Annotated in this window: 28 protein-coding genes; 12 read left to right on the forward strand and 16 right to left on the reverse strand. The window is 57.3% G+C overall.

Annotation, left to right across the window (positions count from 1 at the left end):
* A partial coding sequence (asr, locus tag K5R89_RS16005; protein ID WP_217259467.1) for an acid resistance repetitive basic protein Asr occupies positions 1-347 on the reverse strand: 347 nt, incomplete at its 3' end.
* Between the two features lie 177 nt (positions 348-524).
* A complete protein-coding gene (gene mdtK, locus K5R89_RS16010; protein ID WP_023289948.1) occupies positions 525-1,898 on the reverse strand; it encodes an MdtK family multidrug efflux MATE transporter in 1,374 nt (457 codons plus the stop codon).
* A gap of 229 nt (positions 1,899-2,127) precedes the next feature.
* Between mdtK and K5R89_RS16015 the strand changes: the two genes are divergently transcribed.
* Positions 2,128-2,763 (forward strand): riboflavin synthase, encoded by a 636-nt coding sequence (locus K5R89_RS16015; protein WP_023289947.1) that lies wholly within the window; start codon positions 2,128-2,130, stop codon positions 2,761-2,763.
* A 36-nt stretch (positions 2,764-2,799) separates the two neighbouring features.
* Here K5R89_RS16015 and cfa read toward each other — a convergent pair whose 3' ends face one another.
* Both cfa and punC read right to left on the reverse strand, forming a co-directional pair.
* The gene (gene cfa / locus K5R89_RS16020; RefSeq protein ID WP_023289946.1) at positions 2,800-3,948 is read right to left on the reverse strand and encodes a cyclopropane fatty acyl phospholipid synthase; all 1,149 of its coding nucleotides are present in this window, start codon (positions 3,946-3,948) and stop codon (positions 2,800-2,802) included.
* A gap of 294 nt (positions 3,949-4,242) precedes the next feature.
* Positions 4,243-5,424, reverse strand: a complete 1,182-nt coding sequence (gene punC, locus K5R89_RS16025) for a purine nucleoside transporter PunC (protein WP_032453123.1) — start codon at positions 5,422-5,424, stop codon at positions 4,243-4,245.
* 112 nt (positions 5,425-5,536) lie between these two features.
* Between punC and punR the strand changes: the two genes are divergently transcribed.
* A complete protein-coding gene (gene punR / locus K5R89_RS16030; protein WP_131096229.1) occupies positions 5,537-6,448 on the forward strand; it encodes a DNA-binding transcriptional activator PunR in 912 nt (303 codons plus the stop codon).
* An 18-nt stretch (positions 6,449-6,466) separates the two neighbouring features.
* Here punR and purR read toward each other — a convergent pair whose 3' ends face one another.
* The gene (gene purR, locus K5R89_RS16035; RefSeq protein WP_004202888.1) at positions 6,467-7,492 is read right to left on the reverse strand and encodes an HTH-type transcriptional repressor PurR; all 1,026 of its coding nucleotides are present in this window, start codon (positions 7,490-7,492) and stop codon (positions 6,467-6,469) included.
* Between the two features lie 295 nt (positions 7,493-7,787).
* Between purR and K5R89_RS16040 the strand changes: the two genes are divergently transcribed.
* Both K5R89_RS16040 and K5R89_RS16045 read left to right on the forward strand, forming a co-directional pair.
* Positions 7,788-7,877 carry a YnhF family membrane protein gene (locus K5R89_RS16040; RefSeq protein WP_004152976.1) on the forward strand — a complete coding sequence of 30 codons (90 nt, stop codon included), beginning with the start codon at positions 7,788-7,790 and terminating at the stop codon, positions 7,875-7,877.
* A 167-nt stretch (positions 7,878-8,044) separates the two neighbouring features.
* Entirely contained in the window at positions 8,045-9,214 is a 1,170-nt protein-coding gene (locus K5R89_RS16045; RefSeq protein ID WP_023289944.1) for an MFS transporter, read from the forward strand.
* 60 nt (positions 9,215-9,274) lie between these two features.
* On the opposite strand, the gene sodB is transcribed toward K5R89_RS16045, so the two are convergent.
* On the reverse strand, positions 9,275-9,856 hold the full coding sequence (gene sodB / locus K5R89_RS16050; RefSeq protein WP_023289943.1) for a superoxide dismutase [Fe]: 582 nt from the start codon (positions 9,854-9,856) through the stop codon (positions 9,275-9,277).
* Positions 9,857-10,337: 481 nt separating this feature from the next.
* On the opposite strand from sodB, the gene K5R89_RS16055 reads away from it, so the two are divergent.
* Positions 10,338-10,823, forward strand: coding sequence for an AraC family transcriptional regulator (locus K5R89_RS16055; RefSeq protein ID WP_217259466.1), 486 nt, complete (start codon positions 10,338-10,340; stop codon positions 10,821-10,823).
* On the opposite strand, the gene K5R89_RS16060 is transcribed toward K5R89_RS16055, so the two are convergent.
* Complete coding sequence (locus K5R89_RS16060; RefSeq protein WP_217259465.1) at positions 10,778-11,650, reverse strand: C40 family peptidase; 873 nt, start codon at positions 11,648-11,650, stop codon at positions 10,778-10,780. The genes K5R89_RS16055 and K5R89_RS16060 overlap by 46 nt on opposite strands.
* Before the next feature lie 340 nt (positions 11,651-11,990).
* Here K5R89_RS16060 and K5R89_RS16065 point away from each other — a divergent pair, with 340 nt between their 5' ends.
* Entirely contained in the window at positions 11,991-12,338 is a 348-nt protein-coding gene (locus K5R89_RS16065) for a Grx4 family monothiol glutaredoxin (protein WP_002907768.1), read from the forward strand.
* Between the two features lie 47 nt (positions 12,339-12,385).
* Here K5R89_RS16065 and rnt read toward each other — a convergent pair whose 3' ends face one another.
* From rnt to K5R89_RS16085, 4 genes are all read right to left on the reverse strand, one after another.
* The gene (gene rnt, locus K5R89_RS16070; protein WP_004202881.1) at positions 12,386-13,033 is read right to left on the reverse strand and encodes a ribonuclease T; all 648 of its coding nucleotides are present in this window, start codon (positions 13,031-13,033) and stop codon (positions 12,386-12,388) included.
* Positions 13,034-13,168: 135 nt separating this feature from the next.
* Positions 13,169-13,576, reverse strand: coding sequence for a lactoylglutathione lyase (gene gloA / locus K5R89_RS16075; protein WP_032453119.1), 408 nt, complete (start codon positions 13,574-13,576; stop codon positions 13,169-13,171).
* 78 nt (positions 13,577-13,654) lie between these two features.
* The gene (locus K5R89_RS16080) at positions 13,655-14,752 is read right to left on the reverse strand and encodes an alkene reductase (protein WP_217259464.1); all 1,098 of its coding nucleotides are present in this window, start codon (positions 14,750-14,752) and stop codon (positions 13,655-13,657) included.
* Positions 14,753-14,805: 53 nt separating this feature from the next.
* On the reverse strand, positions 14,806-15,405 hold the full coding sequence (locus K5R89_RS16085; protein ID WP_032428869.1) for a TetR/AcrR family transcriptional regulator: 600 nt from the start codon (positions 15,403-15,405) through the stop codon (positions 14,806-14,808).
* Between the two features lie 139 nt (positions 15,406-15,544).
* Between K5R89_RS16085 and K5R89_RS16090 the strand changes: the two genes are divergently transcribed.
* The 3 genes from K5R89_RS16090 to sodC all read left to right on the forward strand — a co-directional run bounded on the left by K5R89_RS16090 (position 15,545) and on the right by sodC (position 17,323).
* A complete protein-coding gene (locus tag K5R89_RS16090; protein WP_017901094.1) occupies positions 15,545-15,787 on the forward strand; it encodes a DUF1289 domain-containing protein in 243 nt (80 codons plus the stop codon).
* Between the two features lie 48 nt (positions 15,788-15,835).
* Positions 15,836-16,732 carry an aldo/keto reductase family oxidoreductase gene (locus K5R89_RS16095; RefSeq protein ID WP_023318436.1) on the forward strand — a complete coding sequence of 299 codons (897 nt, stop codon included), beginning with the start codon at positions 15,836-15,838 and terminating at the stop codon, positions 16,730-16,732.
* A gap of 69 nt (positions 16,733-16,801) precedes the next feature.
* Positions 16,802-17,323, forward strand: a complete 522-nt coding sequence (sodC, locus tag K5R89_RS16100) for a superoxide dismutase [Cu-Zn] SodC (protein WP_023289937.1) — start codon at positions 16,802-16,804, stop codon at positions 17,321-17,323.
* Here sodC and K5R89_RS16105 read toward each other — a convergent pair.
* From K5R89_RS16105 to K5R89_RS16115, 3 genes are read right to left on the reverse strand one after another with little or no spacing between them, the layout of a single operon-like run.
* Entirely contained in the window at positions 17,316-19,340 is a 2,025-nt protein-coding gene (locus K5R89_RS16105) for an FUSC family protein (protein WP_101989248.1), read from the reverse strand. The two genes, sodC and K5R89_RS16105, sit on opposite strands and share 8 nt — an antisense overlap.
* Positions 19,340-20,236: an HlyD family secretion protein gene (locus K5R89_RS16110; protein WP_023289935.1), complete on the reverse strand. Its 897-nt coding sequence runs from the start codon at positions 20,234-20,236 to the stop codon at positions 19,340-19,342. Before K5R89_RS16110 ends, K5R89_RS16105 begins: the two co-directional genes overlap by 1 nt.
* Positions 20,237-20,246: 10 nt before the next feature.
* The gene (locus K5R89_RS16115) at positions 20,247-20,483 is read right to left on the reverse strand and encodes a DUF1656 domain-containing protein (protein ID WP_032453115.1); all 237 of its coding nucleotides are present in this window, start codon (positions 20,481-20,483) and stop codon (positions 20,247-20,249) included.
* A 172-nt stretch (positions 20,484-20,655) separates the two neighbouring features.
* Between K5R89_RS16115 and slyA the strand changes: the two genes are divergently transcribed.
* On the forward strand, positions 20,656-21,096 hold the full coding sequence (slyA, locus tag K5R89_RS16120; RefSeq protein ID WP_004143833.1) for a transcriptional regulator SlyA: 441 nt from the start codon (positions 20,656-20,658) through the stop codon (positions 21,094-21,096).
* 34 nt (positions 21,097-21,130) lie between these two features.
* Here the strand turns inward: slyA and K5R89_RS16125 are convergent, their stop codons facing one another.
* A complete protein-coding gene (locus K5R89_RS16125) occupies positions 21,131-22,492 on the reverse strand; it encodes a GGDEF domain-containing protein (RefSeq protein WP_044523563.1) in 1,362 nt (453 codons plus the stop codon).
* 224 nt (positions 22,493-22,716) lie between these two features.
* Positions 22,717-23,184: an outer membrane lipoprotein SlyB gene (gene slyB, locus K5R89_RS16130; protein ID WP_002907749.1), complete on the reverse strand. Its 468-nt coding sequence runs from the start codon at positions 23,182-23,184 to the stop codon at positions 22,717-22,719.
* Between the two features lie 268 nt (positions 23,185-23,452).
* Between slyB and anmK the strand changes: the two genes are divergently transcribed.
* Both anmK and mliC read left to right on the forward strand, forming a co-directional pair.
* Positions 23,453-24,577 carry an anhydro-N-acetylmuramic acid kinase gene (gene anmK / locus K5R89_RS16135; protein ID WP_087827056.1) on the forward strand — a complete coding sequence of 375 codons (1,125 nt, stop codon included), beginning with the start codon at positions 23,453-23,455 and terminating at the stop codon, positions 24,575-24,577.
* Between the two features lie 92 nt (positions 24,578-24,669).
* On the forward strand, positions 24,670-24,993 hold the full coding sequence (gene mliC, locus K5R89_RS16140) for a C-type lysozyme inhibitor (RefSeq protein WP_032428867.1): 324 nt from the start codon (positions 24,670-24,672) through the stop codon (positions 24,991-24,993).
* Positions 24,994-25,008: the final 15 nt, after the last annotated feature.

Consider the following 25,008-nt stretch of genomic DNA (forward strand, 5'->3'; position numbering starts at 1 on the left):
GCCGCCTGGGCTTTCTGCGCTACAGCCGGTTTCGCTGCGGCTTTGTGGTGCTTCTTCGCCGCCTGGGCTTTCTGCGCTACAGCCGGTTTCGCTGCGGCTTTGTGGTGCTTCTTCGCCGCCTGGGCTTTCTGCGCGGCCGCCGGTTTCGCCGCGGCTTTGTGGTGTTTCTTCGCCGCCTGGGCTTTCTGTTCGGCTGCCGGTTTCGCCGCCGCTTTATGATGTTTCTTGTGATGAACGGTGGTGTGGTTGGCTGCGGCAGCCGGGGTGGTGGTCGCGGCATCGGCGGCGAAAGCAACAGATGACAGACCCATAGCAGCGGCAACAACCAGAGCTAATACTTTTTTCATGCTGAAATCCTCGAATTGGTTTCCTGAGTAACCCCACTGCGGGGCTGTTGGCCACACTATATGCATCTCCGGGGCGCTCATCAGTGAGTCTTTGGTGTCGGGGAGTAACGGAATGTACAACGCCGGAACAAAACTGAAGAAAGAAAAAGCCCGCCGGGGTGGCGGGCTTTGGCAGGGTTAGCGCGCGGCGCGCTGTAAGATAGTGCTGGAGGGCTGGCGCTGCAGAAAACGCATCCGCAGCATCATCATAATGGCGGCGGAGGTCAGGCCGATGATAAATCCGCACCAGAAGCCGGCGGGCCCCATGCGGGGGACAATCACGTCGGTCAGCGCCAGCAGGTAGCCGCTGGGCAAACCCAGCACCCAGTACGCGGTAAAGGTGATAAAAAAGATAGACCGCGTATCTTTATAGCCACGCAGGATACCGCTGCCGATCACCTGAATGGAGTCGGAGATCTGGTAGACCGCCGCCAGCAGCATCAGATGCGAGGCCAGCATCACCACCTCAGGGTTATCGTTATACAGCAGGGCAATCTGCTTACGCATCAGCACGGTAAAGATAGCGGTAAACACCGCCAGACAGACGCCCACGCCCACGCCCGTGCGGGCGGAAACCTGGGCATCGATCGTTGAGCCCTGGCCGAGGCGGAAGCCGACGCGAATGGTGACCGCGGCCGCCAGCGACAGCGGCAGAACGAACATCAGCGAGCTGAAGTTCAGCGCAATCTGGTGGCCGGCGACGTCAATGATCCCGAGCGGAGAGACCAGCAGCGCGACGACGGCAAACAGGGTCACTTCGAAGAACAGCGCCAGGGCGATGGGCAGCCCCAGCTGCACCAACCGCAGCAGAACGGCGAAATCGGGGCCGCTGAAGCCCTCGGCGCAGCGGATATCGCGCATCGAACGCGCCCGGCGCACCCACCACAGCATGCTGGCGAACATCACCCAATAAACGGAGGCCGTCGCCACGCCGCAGCCGACGCCGCCCAGCTCCGGCATGCCAAAATGGCCATAGATAAAGATGTAGTTCACCGGAATGTTGACCAGTAAACCGATAAAGCCCATGACCATCCCGGGCTTGGTTTTCGCCAGCCCTTCACACTGGTTACGGGCGACCTGGAAGAACAGGTAGCCCGGCGCTCCCCACAGCAGCGCGCGAAGATAGCCAACCGCTTTCTCCGCCAGCAGCGGATCGATGTTGTGCATGGAGCTGATGATATACCCGGCATTCCACAGCACGATCATGATCAGCACCGAGACCAGCCCCGCCAGCCAGAAGCCCTGACGCACCTGCGGCGCGATACGCTCCCGCCGCCCGGAGCCATTGAGCTGCGCCACTACCGGGGTCAGCGCCAGCAGCAGCCCGTGGCCGAAGAGAATGGCCGGTAGCCAGATGGAGGTCCCGATGGCCACCGCGGCCATATCGGTGGCGCTGTAGCCGCCCGCCATCACGGTATCGACAAAACCCATCGCCGTCTGCGCCACTTGCGCAAGAATGACGGGTATAGCCAGAGCTAATAACTGACGCGCTTCAATGAAATACTTCTGCACGTGAACACCTTTGTATTGTTGTTTTTTTGAGACTAAAAAAGCCGCCGTAACTGGCAGCAAGGGGATAAAAATGAGGAAATTCCAGTCTATTGTAGCGAGGATTAGCCATTAAGCCAGTGAAAAAAGAGTCGAGGCACGAAGCGCGCTGGCAACCGCTCAGCCCTCCTGTTATTGTTCCCGATAGCGAAAACGGTAATGATACCGTCATGATTTTCAACAGGAGCCAAACATGTTTACTGGTATTGTTCAGGGAACCGCGAAAGTGGTCTCCATTGATGATAAACCCAATTTTCGCACCCACGTGGTGGAGCTGCCGGCGCATATGCTGGAGGGGCTCGAAACCGGGGCATCGGTAGCCAACAACGGCTGCTGCCTGACGGTGACCGACATCAACGGCGCGCGCATCAGCTTCGATCTGATGAAAGAGACGCTGCGGATTACCAACCTCGGCGATATTCAGGTCGGGGATGAAGTCAATGTCGAGCGGGCGGCGAAATTCAGTGATGAAATCGGCGGGCATTTGATGTCCGGCCATATTATGACCACGGCTGAAATCGTGAAGATCCTCACTTCCGAAAATAACCGTCAGATCTGGTTTAAAGTACAGGATCCGACGCTGATGAAATATATCCTTTATAAAGGATTCATCGGTATCGATGGCATCAGCCTGACGGTAGGCGAGGTGACGGCAACCCGATTCTGCGTGCATCTTATTCCGGAGACGCTGCAGCGGACCACACTGGGGGCGAAGAAGCTGGGCGACCGCGTCAATATCGAGATCGACCCGCAAACCCAGGCGGTTGTCGATACGGTTGAACGCGTGCTGGCGGCGAAAGAGGTCGCGGCTAAGGTCAGTGAAGCCTGACAAAAAATCCCCCGCCGGTGAGCGGGGGAGTGTTTTTTAACGGGCGACGCGCAGTCCGTGTTCAATCCCGCGCGAGAACACCACCTGCCAGAGCTGAATGTCGCGGGCGCGGAAGGCGCCGGCGCAGGCGTTCAGGTAATAACTGAACATGCGTTTGAAACGCTCAGAATAGTTATCGGCAATTTCCGGCCAGCTGGCGAGGAAACGCTCATACCAGGCCATCAGGGTGGTGTCATAATCGGCGCCGAAGTTGTGCCAGTCTTCCATCACAAAGTGCTTCTCGCTGGCATCGGCGATCTGCCGTACCGACGGCAGGCAGCCGTTAGGGAAGATATATTTATTGATCCACGGGTCAACGTTATGGTCGGTGACTTTGGAACCGATGGTGTGCAGTAAGAAGCGGCCGTTGGGTTTCAAATTACGATCGGCGACCTCAAAGTAGGTGGCGTAATTTTTGGGACCCACGTGTTCGAACATGCCGACGGAGACGATGCGGTCGAAGCTGTCGTGCAGATCGCGATAATCCTGAAGACGAATATCCACGTCAAGGCCATCGCAGCGCGCCTGGGCCATCTTTTGCTGTTCGGCGGAGATGGTCACGCCGACAACGCTCACCTGGTAATTCCGCGCCATATATTCGGCAAGACCGCCCCAGCCGCAGCCGATATCCAGCACTCGCATGCCTGGCTCGAGCTCCAGCTTACGGCAGATGAGATCCAGCTTATCCTGCTGCGCGGCTTCGAGGGTCTGCGCCTCTTTCCAGTACCCGCAGGAATATTGCATGTAGGGATCAAGCATCCGGCTGAAAAGATCGTTGCCGAGGTCATAGTGCTCTTTGCCGACGATCCAGGCGCGTTTTTTACTTTGCAGGTTAAACAGGCGAGCGCCTGCGATGCGGAGTGTGTCTTTGAAATGGTGAGGGAGTTGTTTTTCCAGCCCGGCGCGGAGCACTTTATGGAAGAATATATCCAGACGCTCGCAGTCCCACCAGCCGTCCATATAGCTTTCGCCTAAACCCAGCGACCCCTCCTGCAATACGCGTTTAAAAAAAAGAGGGTTTTTAATCCGCAGGTCTGACGGCGCGGAGCCATTGATTTCAATTCCCGCACGGCCCAACAATTCAGCTGCAATCCGGTACCAGTCATCATTTGGTACACTTACTTCTTCTATACACGATGAACTCATAGCTTCTCCATCACGCCCAAGTGATCAGAACCTTAAAACAGCGTAGACGCTTTTTTGGCTTTGTGAGAAATCTCACGGATAATCCGTGAAGTCGCTATCCGACGTAGAACAGAGGAAGGGAGATAACCCTTGCCGAAAGGCCTTCCATGGTGAAACGGAGGCATCCTGCATCCGTTAATCTGTTAAATATTTTTTATTTATGTGAACCCGGATCCAGTATAGGACGCTAAGTACTGGCTTTCAATAAAAATATCTTAGCGTGCTAACCACTGGTCCGGGCTCTGGCGACGGGCGTCAGGCGTGGGAAGAGTGGGCCGCCAGCGCTGGCGTCTGCTGCAGGCGATAACCCACTCCGGCTAACAAAATAGAGACCAGCATCACGCTGGTGGTGGTCAGCAGCGGCGTGGCGATCAGCGCGGAGACTAGCAGGCTGGTCAGGAAGCACAGGCCAAGCTGGAGGGTGTTCTGCAGCGCCGCCGCGCGGCCGGTTGCCTGCGGGAAAGGCTTCAGCGCCTGAGCGACCACGATGGGGTAGATCCCGCCGTTGACCACCGCCATCAGGCAGAACGGGATCATCAACGCCACCAGCGAGGCATGCGTTTGCAGACCCACCAGCCAGGTGGCGGCGACGCTGACGGCGAAGACCACCAGCAGCCACGGGAGCATCTGTTGCCCGGACCATTTTTGCAGCAGCGCGCGACAGCCATAGCCGCCCACCAGAAAAGCGATGGTCTGCGGGATATAGCTCAGGCCGATGGCGGTCGGGCCGTAGCCCATCTCATGAAGGATAAACGGCGAACCGGTAAGCCAGGCGAAGAAGCTGGCGGAGCAGGCGGCGTAGATCAGGACGTTGCCGCTGTATTCCCGGGAGCGCAGCAGCGCCAGAAAAGTGATTTTCTTTTCAGCCACTGTGGCCGACTTAGCGGCGGCCTTCAGGCGCAGGGCAGGCAGCATCAGCAGCAGAGTGATGGCAAACAAGGTGGCGAAGATGGCTTGCCACTCGAAGTGCACCAGCAGCCAGCTGCCCAGCAGCGGGGCCAGCGCAGGGGACAGTCCTACCAGCGGCATAATAGTGGCGAAGATGCGGTTGGTGCGCTGGGCGGGATAGTAATCGGTCACCATCGCCTGCCAGGTGACCGCCGCGGCGCAGACGCCAATCGCCTGCAGAAAACGCAGCGCCAGCATCAGCGTGGCGTTCTGCACCCACAGCATTCCCAGGCAGCCGACCGCGAAAATCGCCAGGCCGCTCAGCAGCACCGGTTTACGCCCGTAGCGGTCTGACAGCGGCCCCCAGAAGAGCTGGCCCAGCGCGAAGCCGGCGAGGAACAGGCTCAGGCTGGCGCTAATGGATGCGGCGGAGGTGTCGAGATCCTGCTGCATGGCGGCAAATGCCGGCAGGTACATATCGGTGGCCAGAAAGCCCAGCACGCTCAGGCCGGCCAGCCAGACTAAAAATCCTTTCCCAGGTTGTGACATAACGTTCTCATTTTTGGAGTACAGGTACGATGCCGCAGAGTGTAGGGAGTGCATTGTGGCTTGTGAAACGCTAATATTTGTCACATGCATTCAAAAATTTTGCAGGCAGAAAATGTGGTCTGAATACTCTCTGGAAGTGGTTGATGCCGTCGCCCGTAACGGCAGCTTTAGCGCGGCGGCGCAGGAGCTCCATCGGGTGCCTTCCGCCGTCAGCTATACCGTGCGTCAGCTCGAAGAGTGGCTGGCCGTCCCGTTGTTTGAGCGCCGTCATCGTGATGTGGAGCTGACCCCCGCCGGGGTCTGGTTTTTACAGGAAGGGCGCTCTGTTATCAAAAAAATGCAGATCACCCGCCAGCAGTGCCAGCAAATTGCCAACGGCTGGCGCGGGCAGTTGTCGATCGCGGTGGACGATATCGTGAAACCCGCGCGGATGCGCCAGATGATCGTGGATTTCTATCGCCATTTTCCCGACGTCGAGCTGATCGTTTTTCAGGAAGTGTTCAATGGGGTATGGGATGCGCTGGCCGACGGCCGCGTGGAGCTGGCGATTGGCGCAACGCGCTCTATTCCGGTCGGGGGCCGCTATGCGTTCCGCGATATGGGGATGCTGAGCTGGGACTGCGTGGTGGCGAGCGATCACCCGCTGGCGAAGATGTCGGGTCCGCTGAGCGACGATGTCCTGCGCAACTGGCCGTCGCTGGTGCGGGAGGATACCTCGCGTTCGTTGCCCAAACGGACAACGTGGCTGCTGGATAACCAGAAGAGGGTGGTGGTCCCCGACTGGGAATCGTCGGCAACCTGTCTGTCGGCAGGGCTCTGCGTCGGCATGGTGCCAAGCCATTTCGCCCGGCCATGGGTGGATCGCGGCGAGTGGACCGCGCTGGCGCTGGAAAATCCGTTTCCGGATGCGGCCTGCTGTCTGACCTGGCAGCAGAATGATGCTTCGCCGGCGTTAAACTGGATGCTGGACTACCTGGGGGACAGCGACACGCTGAATCGGGAGTGGCTGCGGGCGCCGGAGTGATCCGCGCCCGCCAGTGCTTTAGCGACGATAGTCGACAAACGGGCCATCCGCCACCGAGCGGCGTTCGACCAGCCGAGGGTGCACTTCAATAGACTGCGACTCTTCGCGCTTGTTGACGATACGATCCAACAGCATATTGAACGCGGCTTCACCCAGCGAATCTTTCGGCTGATGAATGGTGGTTAACGCCGGGCTGAAATAGCGGGCGTTGCGCACATTATCATAACCGATCAGCGAAATGTCCTGCGGCACGCGCAGCCCCATTTCATCCGCGGCGCAGATAGCGCCCATCGCCATAATGTCGCCGCCGCAGAAGACCGCCGTTGGACGGTGTTGTTGGCTCAGGATCTGCTGCATGGCGCGGTAGCCGGACTCCGGCTCGAAGTCGCCCTGTACAATCCAGTTTTCCGGCACGCTGATATGCGCCTCTTTCATCGCCTGCATGAAGCCGGCCAGTCGCCCCGCGCCGGTGTTGCGCTCCAGCGGGCCCGGGATCACGCCGATTTCGCGGTGACCGCGTTCAATCAGGTAACGTCCGGCGATATACCCGCCCTGGAAGGCGTTATCGATTACCGCATCGGTAAAGTCGGCTTTTGCTTCGCCCCAGTCCATCACCACCATCGGAATATGGCGATACTCTTCCAGCATGCTCAGGACGGAATCAGGGTATTCGGAACACATCACCAGCAGACCGTCGACGCGTTTTTGCGCCATCATCGACAGATAGGCCCGCTGTTTTTCCGGGTCGTTCCAGGCGTTGCCGAGAATCAGGGTATAGCCCTTCTGGAAGCAGCTCTTTTCAACGGACTCAATGATTTCAGCGAAATAGGCGGCTTCGCTACTGGTCGCCAGCAGGCCAATCGATTTTGTATGATTGACTTTCAGGCTGCGGGCCACGGCGCTCGGCGAGTAGTGCAGCTCTTTGATCGCCGCCCATACCGCATTGCGCGTCTCTTCGGCAACGAAACGGGTTTTGTTAATTACATGTGATACAGTTGTAGTGGAAACGTTTGCGCGCTTCGCTACATCTTTAATAGTTGCCATTACATCTCACTCCATGCCTTGACCTGATCGCCTGATCATCGATACGTAAACGTTTGCCTACACACACGCTGAATACAATTTTCAACATTGCATCACGTCGGGAAAACGACACAGAACGACAGGAAGGGGTCAATGGCCGATACGCTTTTAAATTAGCGTGGGATTTTGTCCGATCTTGGGGCAAAGTGGAAGAGCAAAAATGTGCATCGCCCTAAATCCCGGAAGATTTTTGCGATTTTTTGTGCAAAAATGAGCAAGCTCACTTTTGGTGTGGGGATAACAAGAGGGAAAAATGATGGATACCAATTTAAAGTTTTCGCTGATCACCACGATTATTGCCCTCGGCGTGATCGTCGCATTCAGCCTGACCGCCATACTGCACTAATGTTCCGATGAGGGAGGAGCGCGGCCTCCTCCCCGTATCCCGCCATTATTATCAATTCTGCAAAAATCTTTTGTCATTTCGTTCACTTTTGTTTTTTTGTGATTGATGTCATGCTTTTGGCTTCTGATGTTACGCCGTCCTCCCTGACGGTCTGATGGAGTCATTGAATGAAAATCAACTTTCCTTTACTCGCGCTGGCGATCGGCGCCTTTGGCATCGGGACCACCGAGTTCTCCCCGATGGGATTGCTGCCGGTGATTGCCAAGGGCGTGGACGTCTCGATACCGGTAGCGGGAATGCTGATCAGTGCGTATGCCATCGGCGTCATGGTCGGCGCGCCGCTGATGACCCTGCTGCTGTCCCATCGCGCCCGACGCAATGCGCTGATTTTTCTGATGGGGATCTTCACCGTCGGCAACCTGCTGTCATCCATTGCGCCGGATTACACCACGCTGCTGCTGTCGCGCATTATTACCAGCCTCAACCACGGCGCCTTTTTTGGCCTGGGGTCGGTGGTGGCGGCCAGCGTGGTACCCAAGCACAAGCAGGCCAGCGCGGTGGCCACCATGTTTATGGGCCTCACCATCGCTAATATCGGCGGCGTGCCTGCCGCGACCTGGCTTGGAGAAACCATCGGCTGGCGGATGTCCTTCCTCGCCACCGCGGGGTTAGGCCTGCTGGCGATGGTGAGCCTGTGGTTCTCCCTGCCGAAGGGCAGCGCGGGCGAACGGCCGGATGTCAAACAAGAGCTTTCGGTCCTGTTACGGCCGCAGGTGCTTTCTGCCTTACTGACCACCGTGCTGGGCGCCGGGGCGATGTTTACGCTGTATACCTACATTTCGCCGGTACTGAATTCGCTGACCCATGCTTCATCGCTGTTTATCACCGCGATGCTGGTGCTGATTGGAGTTGGTTTTTCGCTGGGCAACTATCTGGGCGGCAAATTCGCCGACCGGTCGGTCTCCCGCACGCTGAAAGGCTTTCTGCTGCTGCTGATGGCGATCATGCTGGCGATACCGCTGCTGGCGCAATCCCAGGCGGGTGCGGCCATCAGTATGATCGTCTGGGGCGCAGCCACCTTTGCGGTAGTGCCGCCGCTGCAGATGCGAGTGATGCGCGTGGCGCATGAGGCGCCGGGTCTCTCTTCTTCGGTGAATATCGGGGCGTTCAACCTGGGCAACGCGCTGGGCGCCGCCGCCGGCGGAGCGGTGATCTCCGGCGGACTGGGATATGCGTTTGTGCCGGTGATGGGCGCGATTATTGCCGGTCTGGCGCTGCTGCTGGTCTGGTTTAGCGGACGAGCGCAGCCGGAGGAGGCCTTTGCCAGCCAGTCATAAACGGTGGGGAAGGGTGTAAAAAAAAACCGCAGCAGGGGTCACTCTGCTGCGGTTTGTCGTTTATGCGGCCAGGTTAGCGGCAACAAACTTCCAGTTAACCAGCGCCCAGAAGTGGTCCAGATAGCTTGGACGGGCGTTGCGGTAGTCGATGTAGTAAGCATGTTCCCAGACGTCAACGGTCAGCAGCGGCTTCGCGTCGGTGGTCAACGGGGTACCCGCGTTGCTGGTGGAGACGATAGCCAGGCTGCCGTCGGCATTTTTAACCAGCCAGGTCCAGCCAGCGCCAAAGTTTTTCGCCGCGGCGTCGGTAAATTTGGCCTTAAACTCTGCGAAGCTGCCGAAGGATTTGGCAATCGCGGCCGCCAGCTCGCCTTCCGGTTCGCCGCCGGCGTTCGGCGCCAGGCAGTTCCAGTAGAAGGTGTGGTTCCAGACCTGCGCCGCGTTGTTGAAAACGCCGCCTTCAGAGGTGCGCACGATCTCTTCGAGCGATTGACCTTCGAACGCGGTGCCTTTGATCAGGTTGTTGAGGTTAGTGACATACGCCTGGTGGTGTTTACCGTAGTGGTATTCCAGGGTTTCTGCGGAAATGTGCGGCGCCAGGGCGTCTTTTGCATATGGTAATGCAGGTAATTCAAACGACATTGCTACTCTCCTTATAACTTTTTTGTTTTATCTCACATTGACAAGATGAGGTTTTCACCTGAATCGCGTTCTGACCGCCCGACGCTGTCGCGTCCCGGGCCTGTTATTGTATTGAGAATGTTAACATTTGCCGCAGGCAGTGAAAAGCCTTACAACGATAAAGGCTATTATCGCCGGCGCAACTGCCGAAGGCTTAACCGTTTTCTGCGGAGCGGCGCGTTAAGACGCCCGCAGATGTTGCAAAAATGTATAAGTAAAAGGAGGCTGGGTCTCCAGCCTCTCGCCGCGATGGTTAATTTCTCAGCAGGCCATCTGAAGACCCCCGCAGCGCAAACGACTGAGTGAAAATAATCATTTTAAATCAAATGATTAATGACGATATGCTTTCAGGTAATCGCCGCTATGCCAATAATTCATTGTCTATTTTGATATTTGTATGACAAATATAGCCGCCGGCAGCAATTTCCACAGGATGGCTACGATGGCAAAAACAGATGAAGTGGTAAGCCCGAAAATGATCCCGGTCGTGCAGGGGATCGTTGACTGGATCGAAGCACATATTTTTGACACCCTGCCGGTGAGCGCGATAGCGCAAAAGTCCGGCTACTCGCACTGGTATTTCCAGCGGCAATTCGCCATGGTGACCGGCTGCACGCTGGCGAGCTACGTCAGCCGCCGGAAGATGACCATCGCGACAATCTACTTAACGCAGACCGAGGCCTCCATGCAGAGTATTTCCCAACGTCTGGGGTACGACGGGCAGGCGGCGTTCTGCCGCACCTTTCACCGTCACTTTGGCATGTCGCCCACCCGCTATCGTCGGGAAGCGCCGGTCACAGAGGCGAATATGCAGTTTCCCCTGACGGTGGGGGCGGAGAACGCGCAGGTGAAGAGGGCTGCCGCCGTAGCGGCAGACCGGGATCAGCGAATGGTTTTCGGGGTCATGACGCGACGGGCGCCGACGTAATGACGTACCCAGTAATCTTCGCTCAGGGAGGTGATTTGAATATCGCGCCCCGTGCGCGGGGACTGAATGAATTTCCCGTTGCCTACGTAAACGCCAACGTGGTCGGCAGTGCCGCGTCCGCGGGTGCGGAAGAAGACCAGGTCGCCGCTCTGCAGTTCGTCACGATCGACCGGACGCGCATCGCGCAGGTGGTACATTTCATTGGCGGTACGCGGGATATGAATCTTGACCAGGTCTTTGTAGGCGTAATAGACCAGCCCGCTGCAGTCGAACCCGGTGCGCGGCGAGGTGCCGCCCCAGCGATACGGTTTACCCAGCTGGCCCATCAGTTTGTTCATGGCGGTACTCTGCGCTTTTTGCACCCGGACTTTATGCGCGTCGGCGATCGTCAGATTCGCTTCGCTGGCCTCGGGTTTACAGCGTTTTTTATAGCCCTTACGCACCACGCATTTGCTTTTGACGCTGTTCAGCGCCAGGGTCGGCTCGGCGCTGGCGGCCACCGTTTTTGCGCACTGCTTTTTATACCCTTTACGCAGCACGCATTTTTTCGTGGCGCCGGCGGCCTGACGATGAAGCGCGGTTTGGCTTGCTGTGGTAGAGCGGGTAGGGAGCCGGGTGCTCGAGGATTTTTTACTGGTGGTTTTAGCGGTGGTTTTACTTTTTTGACTGGTTGCTTTTTTCTTGCGCTCTGAGCCGCTTTTCGCGGGCAACGCCTTTGGCGAGGCGGAGGCGTGCGTATGCCCTGAAGCCTGAGCCAGTGGCGTGAATGAGATAGATGTGAACAGTAATGCACAGAGCGATATCGCGATTTTGTTTAGCCGCGCCACTGAGCAATCCCCTGATTAATTACAGACATGTACAAATGCCTGACGATGAATGACAAACCGGAACGATTCTAAAGCATAAAAACCCGGAAAGTTAATATTCTTTTGTATCAAAAATGTCGATTGGTTAACGATTGCAAGAAAACGCGTCAGACATTGACCGCCTCGCACAGAAAATGCGCAACGCGCGCCTGCCCGTGACGGCAAAATGATATTTTTAAGGCAACTTCGCGCAACAGAAGATAAAATATGAATAGTGAAAAAAATGTTATTATCGGTCCTGCCCTCGGGACGCTACAATGACAAGTTACTGCCGTAGAAAGAAGTTTAAGGAAGCACGACAATGAGCTCGACTTTAGAAAAGATCCAACGCCAAATCGCTGAAAACCCGATCCTGCTGTACATGAAAGGTTCGCCGAAGCTGCCAAGCTGCGGTTTCTCCGCTCAGGCCGTTCAGGCGCTGTCCGCCTGTGGCGAACGTTTTGCTTACGTTGATATCCTGCAGAACCCGGATATCCGCGCCGAGCTGCCAAAATATGCCAACTGGCCGACCTTCCCGCAGCTGTGGGTGGACGGTGAACTGGTGGGCGGCTGCGATATCGTCATCGAGATGTACCAGCGCGGTGAACTGCAGCAGCTGATCAAAGAGACAGCGGCGAAATACCACACTGACGAGCCGAAAGCGGAATAATTACCGCGGTCAGTAAAAAAGCGACTTCCTGGAAGTCGCTTTTTTTATCACTCCGGCGTCGCCACCGGCAGCGGCCAGCCGCCCAGACGCTTCCAGCGGTTCACTATCTCGCAAAACAGCTGTGCCGTCTGCTCGGTATCGTAGAGGGCGGAGTGGGCTTGCGCGCCGTCGAACGGCATACCCGCGGCAATACAAGCTTTCGACAATACCGTCTGGCCCAGCGCCAGCCCGCTCAGCGCGGCGGTGTCGAAGGTGACAAACGGATGGAACGGGTTGCGTTTTAGCCCCGCCCGTTCGGCGGCGGTCATGGTGAAGCTGTGGTCAAATGTGGCGTTGTGCGCCACCATGATAGCCCGACTGCAGTCGCTCTCTTTCATCCCTTTGCGTACCATTTTGAAGATGGCATGCAGAGCGTCGTATTCGCTAACGGCGCCGCGCTCAGGATCGTGCGGGTTAATCCCGTTAAAGGCCAGCGCTTCGGGCTGAAGATTGGCGCCCTCGAAAGGTTCAACATGGAAATGCAGCGTTTCATCGGGCATCAGCCAGCCTTGCTCATCCATCTTCAACGTAATGGCGGCGATCTCCAGCAGGGCGTCGGTTTTGGCATTAAATCCTGCGGTTTCAACATCAATCACCACTGGATAAAAACCGCGGAAACGGTCGCACAGACCATTCAGTTGAGCGTTCTCGGACATCAGATTCTCTTAGCTGGAAAAAAGTAGCGCGCATTATGGCAAATTTTGCCACGGCTTGCAGCAGGCAGGGGTGAAAACAACGGGCGCCGCAGCGCCCGGGCGAACGAGGATAATGAAGTCGCTATGGTCGGGGGGTTAGTTGCCCAGCCCTTTGCCGGCGTCTTTCTCTTCAATCAGCTCGATTTTGTAACCGTCAGGATCTTCCACGAAGGCGATAACGGTGCTGCCGCCTTTTACCGGCCCGGCTTCGCGGGTAACGTTGCCCCCGTTCTGGCGGATCCGCTCGCAGGCTTCGGCGGCGTTGTCGACGCTCAGCGCGATGTGACCGTAGGCGGTGCCCAGCTCATAGCTGTCCACGCCCCAGTTGTAGGTCAGTTCGATCACCGCGGTATCGCTCTCTTCGCCGTAGCCGACGAAGGCGAGGGAGTATTTGTACTCCGGGTTTTCGCTGGTGCGCAGCAGCTTCATGCCCAAAACATTGGTATAGAAGTCGATAGAACGTTGCAGGTCGCCAACGCGCAGCATGGTGTGGAGTAAGCGCATAATGTCCCCTATGCAGTTTATTTGATAGATCAGAGCCTTGAGTATAGCGGCGATACGTCGCCGCTATCAATGGAGGGATTACAGCGTAGGATAATCGGTGTAGCCTTCCGCGCCGCCGCCGTAGAAGGACTCCGGGCGCTGCGGGTTGAGCGCCGCTTTTTTCTGCAGGCGGGCCACCAGATCCGGGTTGGCGATGTAATCGCGGCCAAAGGCCACGGCATCAATCAGCCCTTTGCTGATCAGGTCGTTGGCTTTTTCAACGGTGTAGGCGCCAGCGCCAATGATCACGCCCGGGAAGCGGTCGCGAACTTTCTGACGGAAGGCTTCGCTGTACGGCTTGCCGCCCGCCCAGTCCGGCTCGGACATGTGCAGATAGGCGATACCGCGTTTCGCCAGCTCGCTAATCAGATACAGCGCGTCTTCTTCTTCGTTCGGGCCATTATCCACATTCTGGAAGCTGCCAATCGGCGACACGCGGATCCCAATCCGGTCGGCGCTCCACTCTTTGCTCACGGCGTCAACCACCTCCAGCACCAGACGGGCGCGGTTTTCCACGCTGCCGCCATACTGGTCGGTACGCTGGTTTGCCGACGGCGAGAGGAACTGGTGCAGCAGATAGCCGTGAGCCGAGTGCAGTTCAACCAGATCGAAACCGGCGTCACGGGCATTGCCCACCGCCTGACGGAAATCATCGATGATCCCCGGGATCTCTTCGGTTTCCAGAGCGCGAGGCATCGAGGTGTCGGCGCGGATGGCGTGGCCGTTTTCGTCGCGCAGCGAGGTGCGGGTGCCGGCGCTCAGCGCAGACGGCGCTACCGGAGCGGCGCCGCCGGGCTGCAGGCTGCTATGGGAAATTCGCCCGGTATGCCACAGCTGCACGGCGATATGGCCGTTTTCCGCGTGAACGCCGGCGGTGATTTTCTGCCAGGCGGCGATCTGCTCCGGGCTGTGCAGCCCTGGCGCGCCGGCATAGCCTTTGGCCTGGGCGGAAATCTGCGTCGCTTCGCTGATGATCAGCCCGGAGCTGGCGCGCTGACGGTAATATTCGCCCATCAGCGGGGTAGGGATATCGCCCGGCTCGATGCTGCGCAGACGCGTCAATGGAGCCATAAATACGCGATTAGGGACGGTGACGGCACCGACTTTCAACGGGGTGAATAATTTTGATTCCGACATAATGACTCCTGAGTAGACCGGTCGTCTAGGAACTGATGAAATAAAAACGCCTGTTAAACAGCAGGCGCCGCAATAATCTGTTTCGCGTGGGCAAGGGCGCTCTCCAGCGGCGTTGCGCTACGCGTTATTTTGGCCTGCAGGTTGGCGCCGAGCCACAGGGAATAGAGCACCTGCGACAGGGTCATGGCCTCGCCGTCAAATGTCAGACTGCCTTCCTGGCGTCCTTTCTCCAGCGCGTCGCCCAGCAGGGCGATGATCTGGCTGGCGCCGTGGTTCATGGCGGTGCGCATGTCTTCCGACAGATCGCAGACCTCTGCCGACAGCTTGACGGTAAGACACCCGCTAATAATTCCCTGCTGGTAAAACTGATTCAGCGTGTGCTGATAGTAGGCCAGCAGCCGATCGCGATAGTTGCCGTCGCCATGGGCGAAGTGCTCGACCAGGCGCTGCAGATATCCGGCGAAATGGTTTTCCAGCAAGGCGACGCCGAAGGCTTCTTTAGAGCGAAAGTAATGATAGAAAGAGCCCTTGGGCACTTCCGCCGTCTTCAGGAGTTCGCTCAAGCCCATGCCGGTAAAGCCGCGATGCATGCAAAGCCGCTCGCCGGTGGCCAGAATATGTTCTCGGGTATCGCAATCGCTGTGTCTGTTCATGGGGCACACTGTAGTAGACCGATTGGTCTAATGCAAGACCCGGCGCAAAAATGTTAGCTGGCGCAGCACGTAGTGAACAAAATTTGCGTCAGCGCGGGGAAACGTCTTCAATGAAAGGAGATGAGGGGACAGGAGGCGTGTGGTGGCAGAGCAGTTAGAATTCTTCCCGGTGCAGAGCCCGTGCCGGGGAATTTGTCAGACCGATGAGCGCGGCTACTGTCGCGGCTGTTTCCGTAGCCGTGAGGAACGTTTTAACTGGCAAACGATGAGCGATGCGCAGAAACAGGAGGTATTGCGTCTGTGCCGTCAACGCCTGCTGCGCAAAATCCGCGCAAACAGGCCAGAGGCGGCGGAAGAACCGCAGCAACCCTCACTGTTTTAAGCCAAAAATTACGTATACTCAGAGCACTTTTTTATTGAGGAAGCGGTTATGGTTCAGCGTATTGCTATGGCTCCCCAGGGGCCGGAATTTTCGCGTTTTGTGATGGGCTACTGGCGTCTGATGGACTGGAAAATGTCGCCAGGCGAGCTGGTCGGCTTTATCGAACAGCATCTCGATTTAGGCATTACCACCGTCGATCACGCCGATATCTATGGTGATTACCAGTGCGAGTCCGCTTTTGGTGAAGCCCTGAAGCTGGCGCCGCATCTGCGTAGCCGAATGGAAATTGTCAGCAAATGCGGCATTGCCACCCGGGCGCGCGCTGAAAACACCATCGGTCACTACATTACCGACCGGGACCACATCGTGCTCAGCGCTGAGCAATCGCTGCGTAATCTGGCGACGGACCATCTCGATCTGCTGCTGATCCACCGGCCGGATCCGCTGATGGACGCGGACGAGGTGGCTGAAGCCTTCCTCGCGCTGCATCACAGCGGCAAAGTACGTCATTTCGGCGTCTCGAACTTTACCCCTGCCCAGTTCACCCTCCTGCAGTCGCGCCTGCCGTTTACGCTTGCTACCAACCAGGTGGAGATCTCGCCGGTTCATCAGCCGTTGCTGCTCGACGGCACCCTCGATCAGCTGCAGCAGCTGCGTATTCGCCCGATGGCCTGGTCCTGCCTCGGCGGCGGCCGCCTGTTTAATGAAGAGGGCTTTCAGCCGCTGCGCGACGAGCTGGCCCAGGTGGCCCACGAGCTTAACGCCGACAGCATCGAGCAGGTAGTTTATGCCTGGGTGCTGCGCCTGCCATCGCAACCGCTGCCGATTATCGGCTCGGGCAAAATTGAGCGCGTGCGCTCGGCGATTGTGGCTGAAAAGCTGAGTATGACCCGCCAGCAGTGGTTCCGTATCCGCAAAGCCGCGCTCGGTTACGACGTGCCATAACCGGCATTTCGCCTCCGGAAACCTGTTCCTGGTTTACACTTAACAGGGAGACAGCCATCCGGAGGTGTTATGCAACGATGTATTCTCGCTATCCTTTCCCTCGCATTTTGCGCTGGCGCGCAGGCCGTCAGTGAAGATGTGCAACTTAATCTCGTGACCAGCCAGGGCGTTGGTCAATCCATCGGCAGTGTAAAAATCACCGAAACCGACCGCGGACTCGAATTTGCTCCCGATCTGCGAGCGTTACCGCCGGGCAAGCACGGCTTTCATATCCATGCTGAAGGCAGCTGCCAGCCGGCGATGAAAGAGGGCAAAGCCGTGGCCGCCGGAGCGGCGGGCGGACATTACGATCCGCAACATACCGGTAAACATGAAGGGCCGCTGGGCACCGGACATCTTGGCGATTTGCCCCTGCTGGTGGTCAACGACGCGGGCGTGGCTGACCAGCCGATTATCGCTCCGCGTCTGAAAACGCTGGCGGAAGTGAAAGGCAAAGCGCTGATGGTTCATGTCGGCGGCGATAATATGGCCGACAGTCCGCAGCCGCTGGGCGGCGGCGGCGAACGGTTTGCCTGCGGGGTGATTAAGTAAGCTTTTCGCCAATCGTTCCGGCGACCGGAGCCTGTTCCAGCTGCGATAGCGCGCAATACAATCGCCAGATCGCGGCGGCCAGCTCCCGGGCCGCCGGCTGATGATGGTGGTTCAGAACCTCGCAGATCCGCAGCAGCTCCTGCAGCGTGGTGGCCAGCGGCCGCTGCTGCACGCCGCGCTCGCTCATGACATCGCGCAGCAGGTTGATACACAGATCGCGCACCTGGGCGAGCGGATCGGAGCGGGTTTCCCACTCACGAAGCTGCCAGACCACGTGGGAGCAGTTCAGCAAGACCACCCCCCAGCGCAGTAGCCAGCGGCGGGCCAGCGCATCCTGGCTCTGACTGAGCTGGCTGACGTGGTGATATACCAGCGATTCAAATTCGTGCTCGCTGTGCTGGGGGCGGCGGCTGAGCTGATCGACAAAGTGACGCCGTAACGCTCTGATGTGCCGTCGCCCTTTGCGGGCGTCCGAGCCGGGACTGAGCACCGCAAAAGCCAGCCACGCAAAGCCCACGCCGACAATCTTGCTTAAATTGTCATTGAAAAAGGCCGCATAGTCGTACACCGGTGGGTTGGTGACGGAGATAAACGAGCCCATAAAGACGATAAGCTGCCCCCACAGGCCGGCAAATTTTGGCCACTGCAGCTTGAGTAACTGCATAGTGGTCAGCAACGGGAACAGAAACAGCAGGAACTGCCACAGGTCGGTGATCTGCACCATCAGGCCAAATTTCACCACAAAACTGAACACCGACAGCAGGACCAGGGTCTGCATCAGCAGGGTTAGCGAGCGAAACGGCGAGGCCGACACCGAGTAGAGTACGCAGCAGATGGAGGCCAGGGTCAGGGCCGCCGCGCAGCTGGTCCACTGGGTACTGATCCCCCACGCGCCTATCGCCACCAGGGCGCAAAAGGTACGAATGCCGTTGAGCAGGGCTTCCGCCTGGTCCGTGTGGCGGGTCAGCGCGGGTGCGGAAGGAACATTGAACTCGGCGATCGCTGAGGCATTTTCAACCCGGCGGATCCAGCGGCTGCTTTCCAGATAAATGCGACAGAAATAGCGTAACCGCGCCCAGAAGGCGAGGTGGCGGTAATCCGCGCCCGGCGGCGGCGCCAGCGGCGCCAGAATGCGGGCGACGTGATAGCTGTCAGCATGGGCGGTGGCGAGCTCCGCAAGCAACGACTCCAGCACCTGGCGGGTATTGGCCGGGGCGTCAGGCCAGTTCAGCAGCATACGCCGCAGGCTGGAAATGACGCTGGTCATTCGGAGCTGTTGGTGCAGCAGGTAGTTCAGCAGGGGATTCTGCCGACGGAAGCGGTAGTGGCTCCAGAAGGCCTGGATGCGCAGCAGGTTCATGGTCAGGATCTGGCCAATTACGCTTTCATGGGCGGTGCGGATAGCATCCGTCGTTTCCGGTACCCACAGCAGACTGGCGTGCTCCAGCAGGCGGGCGTGCATGGTTTTCAGAGCCGTCAGCAGGTTGCTGCCATCGGAGGTGCTGGGCAGGATCATCATCATCAACCCGCCGCACAGGATCCCGACGATGACTTCGCAGACGCGCGACTGGGCAATCACCCATAGCTCGTAGCTGTCGCTGATATTAATCACCGGGAAGGCGATGATGGCGCAGGTATAGCCCGCCAGCTGAAAGGCGTAGGCCACGTTGTTGGTGAACAGGGCGCAGGCCCAGGTGCAGAGCGCCAGCCAGCCGGAGATACTGAACAGGAACAGCCAGGGATCGTTGAGCGTATGGCCCGCCAGCAGCAGGGCGGCGCAGGCGCCGAGCAGGCTGCCGGCAATGCGGCCGAAACTTTTACTGATCACCCCGCCGACGGTGGGAAAGCTGACCACCGCCGCGGAGGTCATCGCCCAGTAGGGCTCATCCAGATCCAGCGCGTAGGCGATGCTCAGCGCAAGACACATGGCGATGCCGTTACGCAGCGCGTATCGCCACTGCGGTCGGGTGGCTTTAACCCAGGGCAGCGTGCGCCATGACAGGGTCTGCAGATTCATCACTGTCCGCCGATCGAGACGGTGCAGGTGGTGCCGGAGACCAGAGTGACATCGGCCGGCAAGCTATCAAAGGCAATCCGCACCGGGACGCGCTGGGCGAGGCGGACCCAGGGGATATTCGGTTTGATATTGGCCACCAGCCCGGTTCCCTGTTCCACGCTCTGGTCAACAATCGCGCGACCGATGCTGGCGACATGCCCCTGCAGCGTCTGCTGATTGCTGTAGAGAATGATTTGCGCCGGATCGCCGATGCGAATATGGCGCAGTTTGGTCTCTTCAAAGTAGCCCAGCACATAGAACGAATGGCTGTCCACCAGGGCAAAGACCGGATGGCCGGTGGTGGCGTAATCGCCGACCCGGGTGGAGAGGTTAGTCACCCAGCCGTCCACCGGCGCTTTGACTACCGTCTGGCTGAGCTGCCACTGCGCATGCTTTAGCGCCGCCTCGGTGACACCGACTCCCGCTCTGGCGGCCGCCAGGGTGGTGGTGGCGGTATTCAGGGCGGTATTGGCGTTTTCAAGGTCTTCAGCCGAGATGGCATTCTGCGACAGGTTTCTGCGACGGCGGGCCTCGCTGGCGGCTTTGCTTTGCTCCGCCTGCGCTTTCGCCACCTCAGCTTGCGCTTTCGCCAGCTGCGCCTGTGCGTTCAGCACCGCAATGCGGTAGGGGGTGTCGTCGATGGTAAACAAGACTTCACCGGCCTTGACTCGCTGGTTATCGGCCACGTTAAGCTGCAGAATACTGCCGGAGACCTGAGGGGTGATCCCGACCTGCTCGGCGCGCACTTTCCCGTCGCGGGTCCAGGGGGACTGAGTGTAGAAATTCCATAACAACCACGCGGCAACTAGTGCGATGGCCGCCACCAACAGCGTTGACAAATATTTTAATTTTTTCATAGCAGGTAGATCACCAGGCAATCAATAACAGCAGGGCCAGACAGACCGCGAGCGCGAACAGGGAGAGATCCATCAGCAGGGGATGCCAGATGTCGCCCGCATACATCCAGTCACGCAGCTGGCGATGTAAAAACAGCCAGATAAAGAAGCCCAGCAAGACGGCTTTGAACAACGGAGGGAAATAGACGGATGCGCCGAACATCAGGTCCTGCAGCGGCAATCCGGATGAATTAAGACTCAGTTTCACAAGCAAAAATCCTTTGCCATAACAGGGATAACCTCAGGACGTGCTACTCTTTAACAGTGTAAATCATTGTTTTGGTTTTTGTTGAATCAAGTAATTCATTTGTTTTGATTATTCAAATGCTGCACACTATTCTAAAATCAGTATAATAACTTAGCAAGCTAATTATAAGGAGATGAAATTGGAATCGCCACTTGGTTCTGATCTGGCACGTTTAGTTCGCGTCTGGCGCGCGCTAATCGACCATCGCCTGAAACCTCTGGAGTTAACGCAGACCCACTGGGTCACGCTGCATAACATCCACCAGCTGCCGCCTGAGCAGTCGCAGATCCAGCTGGCGAAAGCCATCGGTATTGAACAACCGTCGCTGGTGCGTACGCTCGATCAGCTGGAGGAGAAAGGGCTTATTTCTCGCCAGACCTGCGCAAGCGATCGGCGGGCCAAACGCATCAAGTTGACTGAAAAAGCCGAACCGCTGATCAATGAGATGGAAGAGGTGATAGGCAAGACCCGCGATGAAATCCTCTCGGGGGTCTCGAAGCAGGAAGTGGAGACGTTGCTCCACTTAATTCGTAAACTTGAACAAAATATCCTCGATCTCCAGGCAAAAGATTAATCCTTTTGCGGCCCGGGCTATCCCGGGCCTTTTTTTACCCGCCCTGGCGTCGCCAGATCACCACCCGGTTACGTCCGCTGTTTTTTGCTTCATACATGGCTTCGTCCGCACGCTGGACGCACTCCTCCGCCGTCACACTTCTGTCATGGGTGGTATACACCCCCATGCTGATGGTCATCCGCTCTGGCAGAGCGGTCTGCTCGGCGCTGACCGCCAGACGGATGCGCTCGGCGATCGCCTGCGCCTCGTTCTCTGAGGTGTTGACCAGCAGCAGGGCAAACTCCTCACCGCCGATGCGGGCGGCGACATCATCCTTGCGCGAATGGCTGTCCAGCACCGAGGCGGCAAATTGGATCACCTTGTCGCCGGCGATGTGGCCGTAGTTATCGTTGATGCGTTTGAAATGGTCGAGGTCGCTGATAATCACCGACAGCGGATGCTGGGCCTTCACCTTCGCCAGCTGCTGGTTTAGGGTGTCATAGAAGAAGCTGCGGTTATAGAGGCGGGTCAGCGGGTCGCGGATCGAATTCTGGTAGGAGTTGACATACTTGTGGTTAGACTCCCGATAGAGGATAAAGACGTCGACCAGCAGCACCAGGATCAGGAACAGGGTGCACAGCGTTTCAAAAAAACGCGCCTGATACCAGGCCTGATCGAGTTCCCCAACGGTAGAGAGTAGCCGGAAGAGGGTGAACAAATATGCGCTGCAAAAAAAAGCGCCGCTATACCAGAAAATATTGCGCAGTTTGCTCAAGCAAATTATTAATATTAGCGTGATAAACCAGACTGCTATCAGCAGCCAGCTGATAATACTTTGCCACAGTGGGGTGAAAGTATGATTCAGGTCGTCGATAAAATTGATGCTCAGCTTCGGCGAGTGGCTGGAGTACAGCCATGATAAAAAAATAATGGTTAATGTAAGAACAATGCATGCCGCGAAAGTCATTACATGAGCTTTCCAGGAATGCATGATGCGCCGGCGGAAGTAATACAAAATAATTGATGACATGAATAAGACGGCCATCATTATATTGCGAAAGAAATAATATATGACGGCGTCGTTTTGTTTCACCACCGGAGAGGGATTGCAGCTGAGCCAGTCCGGATAGCTGCTGAGCGTGCCCAGCATCAGCAACGCCGAACAGGCAAAGGCGAAAGCGACAGGGGTCAGATACAAGCGACGCTTGCTGCTCCAGTATTTCATGCCCATAAAACAGGCAATAGTGATATGAAACACCATCAGAAAACTGGTCAGCAGAGGAAATAGTGTAGATGAAGTGCTGTTGAATCTGGTGTGAAAAAAGTCCATCAACCCGGTCATGCCGACCCCGGCCAGTAAACAAATACAAATATAAACGATAAGACGTTTAACGACATGATTCATGTGTTTGGGCATAGACAATATTCCACAGGGAAAAGCAAGGGCAACGATATTGCGTCGACATAAAAAGAGTAATGTGCAGAAGAGTAGTCGGGGATGACTGATAAAATATTGCGCAGGCGCAATGATTAATGCAATTCAAAAATTAAGATGTCTGAATGCTAATGCGAAGCTATTAGGGTGTAATAAATTCAGAGGAAAAATACGATGCGGCATAACTGGCCGCATCGTCAGAGGGATTATCGAGGAGAGACGGTGACCTGGCTGCCGCTGCCGGCAATCGCCACGCGCTGACCCACGGAGAACGGGGTGCTGCCCTGTTTCTGCACCACCATAATGGTATTGCCGTCATCCTTACGGATTTCCAGTTCCACGCCCTGGGTTTTATTCATCGCACCCTGCACGCCCTGACCGGCTACGCCGCCCGCGACCGCACCTGCCGCTGTGGCCAGAGAGCGTCCGGTACCGCCGCCGATGGTGTTCCCGAGGAACCCACCCAGCACCGCACCGCCAATCGCCCCGATAGCATTGCTGTCGTCGCCGCTCTGGATCTGTACGGCGCGGGTATGCACGATGGTACCGTATGTCACGCTCTGCACCTGTTTGGCTTCAGATGCGGAATAAACATCGCCGGACAGGCCGCTGCTGCTCACGCAGCCTGCGAGCGTGAAACCAATCATCGATACAGCCAAAACACGTAAAATCATTTATGAATCTCCTGTTCACCGAAGGTGTTCAATTGAACGTCCATGCGGTTAATTATATGGCATTTAGTCGTCGGCGGGCATAGCTTCTCTCCGGACTATACAAAAAATAATAATTAATGGTGCTTCAACCTTAACTAAACGCCGGTTCTTTACGATGTTCTCTGAATTGTCGCTCTATTGTTAAAAAGTATTATTACAACATAGCATTAGCGGACACTTTATGGTGGAGTGAAGGATATACAAGGGTCATGGAATGAAGGAACAACGTATGAGATCGGGTCGCTTTATTGGCGTTATGTCTGGTACCAGCCTTGATGGTATCGATGTCGTTTTGGCTGCCATCAATGAAAACATGGTGGCGCAGCAGGCCAGTCTCACCTGGCCCATCCCACACGCGATAAAAGAAGAGATTCTGGCGATTTGCCAGGGCCAGTCATTGACCCTTTCACAGCTAGGTCGTCTGGACACCCGACTGGGGCGGCTGTTTGCCGATGCCGTGCTGGTGCTGATGCGTCAGGAAAAGCTCAAACCCACCGACGTTATTGCCATCGGCTGCCATGGACAGACCGTATGGCATGAACCCCAGGGCGACGCGCCGCATACGATGCAAATTGGCGATAACAACCAGATCGCCGCCCATACCGGCGTCACCGTGGTGGGGGATTTTCGTCGCCGGGATATGGCGCTTGGCGGGCAGGGGGCGCCGCTGGTGCCGGCATTCCATCATGCGCTGCTGGCGCACCCCGTTGAGCGGCGGATGGTGCTCAATATCGGCGGGATCGCTAATGTATCGCTGCTGGTGCCGGGCCAGCCGGTGCGGGGCTATGATACCGGACCGGGAAATATGTTGCTGGACGCCTGGATCTGGCGCCAGCAGGGCAAACCGTACGATAAGGACGCCCAATGGGCCAGCGAAGGTAAAGTGCTCCTGCCGCTGCTGCAGGATATGCTGAGCGATCCATGGTTTGCCCTGCCGGCGCCGAAAAGCACCGGTCGGGAATATTTCAATTACGGCTGGCTGGAGCAGCATCTGGCTCGTTATCCGGGGCTGCGCGGGCAGGATGTGCAGGCAACGCTCGCGGAATTAACCGCCGTGACCATCAGTGAGCAGGTATTGTTAAGCGGCGGCTGCGAGCGTTTGTTAGTGTGCGGCGGCGGCGCGCGTAACCCATTGTTAATGGCGCGCCTGGCGGCCCTGCTGCCGGGAACCGAAGTCTCCACCACCGATGAGGCGGGGATCAGCGGCGATGATATGGAAGCGCTGGCCTTTGCCTGGCTGGCCTGGCGCACGATCGCCGGCCTGCCGGGTAATCTGCCCTCCGTGACCGGCGCCAGCGAAGCCACGGTGCTGGGCGCCATTTTCCCTGCTAACCCGCCGCAGAATCGGAGTTAACTGAAATCTTAAAGACGACGCGACCGGTAAACTGGACAAGTTAAGCGGAGGGCGGAGTGCCCTCCGTGACCGGGAAAGTCGAAGGCAAACGAATGAAAAAAATTCTTATCGCAGTTGTACCTTTTATGCTGGCGGGCTGTAGCTACTACAACCAGTTTGTCGAGCGGATGCAGACGGACACGCTGGAGTATCAATGCGACCAGAAACCGTTGACGGTCCATCGCAATAACCAACGCCAGCAGGTTAGTTTTATCTATGACAATCAGCAGCTGAATCTGTCAGAGGGGCTGTCGGCTTCCGGCGCGCGCTACACCGACGGCGTCTATGTCTTCTGGTCGAAAGGCGATACCGCCACCGTCTATAAGCGCGACCGCATCGTCCTCGATAACTGCCAGCTGCAGACCGCCAAACGTTGAGATTTCTGTCCGGGG

The organism is Klebsiella sp. TF21-TM, from assembly GCF_019753495.1.
Taxonomy (GTDB): domain Bacteria; phylum Pseudomonadota; class Gammaproteobacteria; order Enterobacterales; family Enterobacteriaceae; genus Klebsiella; species Klebsiella quasipneumoniae.

Bases quoted from the DNA above. Each gene is read 5' to 3' on its own strand.
- K5R89_RS16015 (WP_023289947.1), top strand. From the start codon at position 2,128: ATGTTTACTGGTATTGTTCAGGGAACCGCGAAAGTGGTCTCCATTGAT.
- cfa (WP_023289946.1), bottom strand. From the start codon at position 3,948: ATGAGTTCATCGTGTATAGAAGAAGTAAGTGTACCAAATGATGACTGG.
- punC (WP_032453123.1), bottom strand. From the start codon at position 5,424: ATGTCACAACCTGGGAAAGGATTTTTAGTCTGGCTGGCCGGCCTGAGC.
- punR (WP_131096229.1), top strand. From the start codon at position 5,537: ATGTGGTCTGAATACTCTCTGGAAGTGGTTGATGCCGTCGCCCGTAAC.
- purR (WP_004202888.1), bottom strand. From the start codon at position 7,492: ATGGCAACTATTAAAGATGTAGCGAAGCGCGCAAACGTTTCCACTACA.
- K5R89_RS16040 (WP_004152976.1), top strand. From the start codon at position 7,788: ATGGATACCAATTTAAAGTTTTCGCTGATCACCACGATTATTGCCCTC.
- K5R89_RS16045 (WP_023289944.1), top strand. From the start codon at position 8,045: ATGAAAATCAACTTTCCTTTACTCGCGCTGGCGATCGGCGCCTTTGGC.
- sodB (WP_023289943.1), bottom strand. From the start codon at position 9,856: ATGTCGTTTGAATTACCTGCATTACCATATGCAAAAGACGCCCTGGCG.
- K5R89_RS16055 (WP_217259466.1), top strand. From the start codon at position 10,338: ATGGCAAAAACAGATGAAGTGGTAAGCCCGAAAATGATCCCGGTCGTG.
- K5R89_RS16065 (WP_002907768.1), top strand. From the start codon at position 11,991: ATGAGCTCGACTTTAGAAAAGATCCAACGCCAAATCGCTGAAAACCCG.
- rnt (WP_004202881.1), bottom strand. From the start codon at position 13,033: ATGTCCGAGAACGCTCAACTGAATGGTCTGTGCGACCGTTTCCGCGGT.
- gloA (WP_032453119.1), bottom strand. From the start codon at position 13,576: ATGCGCTTACTCCACACCATGCTGCGCGTTGGCGACCTGCAACGTTCT.
- K5R89_RS16080 (WP_217259464.1), bottom strand. From the start codon at position 14,752: ATGTCGGAATCAAAATTATTCACCCCGTTGAAAGTCGGTGCCGTCACC.
- K5R89_RS16085 (WP_032428869.1), bottom strand. From the start codon at position 15,405: ATGAACAGACACAGCGATTGCGATACCCGAGAACATATTCTGGCCACC.
- K5R89_RS16095 (WP_023318436.1), top strand. From the start codon at position 15,836: ATGGTTCAGCGTATTGCTATGGCTCCCCAGGGGCCGGAATTTTCGCGT.
- sodC (WP_023289937.1), top strand. From the start codon at position 16,802: ATGCAACGATGTATTCTCGCTATCCTTTCCCTCGCATTTTGCGCTGGC.
- K5R89_RS16105 (WP_101989248.1), bottom strand. From the start codon at position 19,340: ATGAATCTGCAGACCCTGTCATGGCGCACGCTGCCCTGGGTTAAAGCC.
- K5R89_RS16110 (WP_023289935.1), bottom strand. From the start codon at position 20,236: ATGAAAAAATTAAAATATTTGTCAACGCTGTTGGTGGCGGCCATCGCA.
- slyA (WP_004143833.1), top strand. From the start codon at position 20,656: ATGAAATTGGAATCGCCACTTGGTTCTGATCTGGCACGTTTAGTTCGC.
- K5R89_RS16125 (WP_044523563.1), bottom strand. From the start codon at position 22,492: ATGCCCAAACACATGAATCATGTCGTTAAACGTCTTATCGTTTATATT.
- slyB (WP_002907749.1), bottom strand. From the start codon at position 23,184: ATGATTTTACGTGTTTTGGCTGTATCGATGATTGGTTTCACGCTCGCA.
- anmK (WP_087827056.1), top strand. From the start codon at position 23,453: ATGAGATCGGGTCGCTTTATTGGCGTTATGTCTGGTACCAGCCTTGAT.
- mliC (WP_032428867.1), top strand. From the start codon at position 24,670: ATGAAAAAAATTCTTATCGCAGTTGTACCTTTTATGCTGGCGGGCTGT.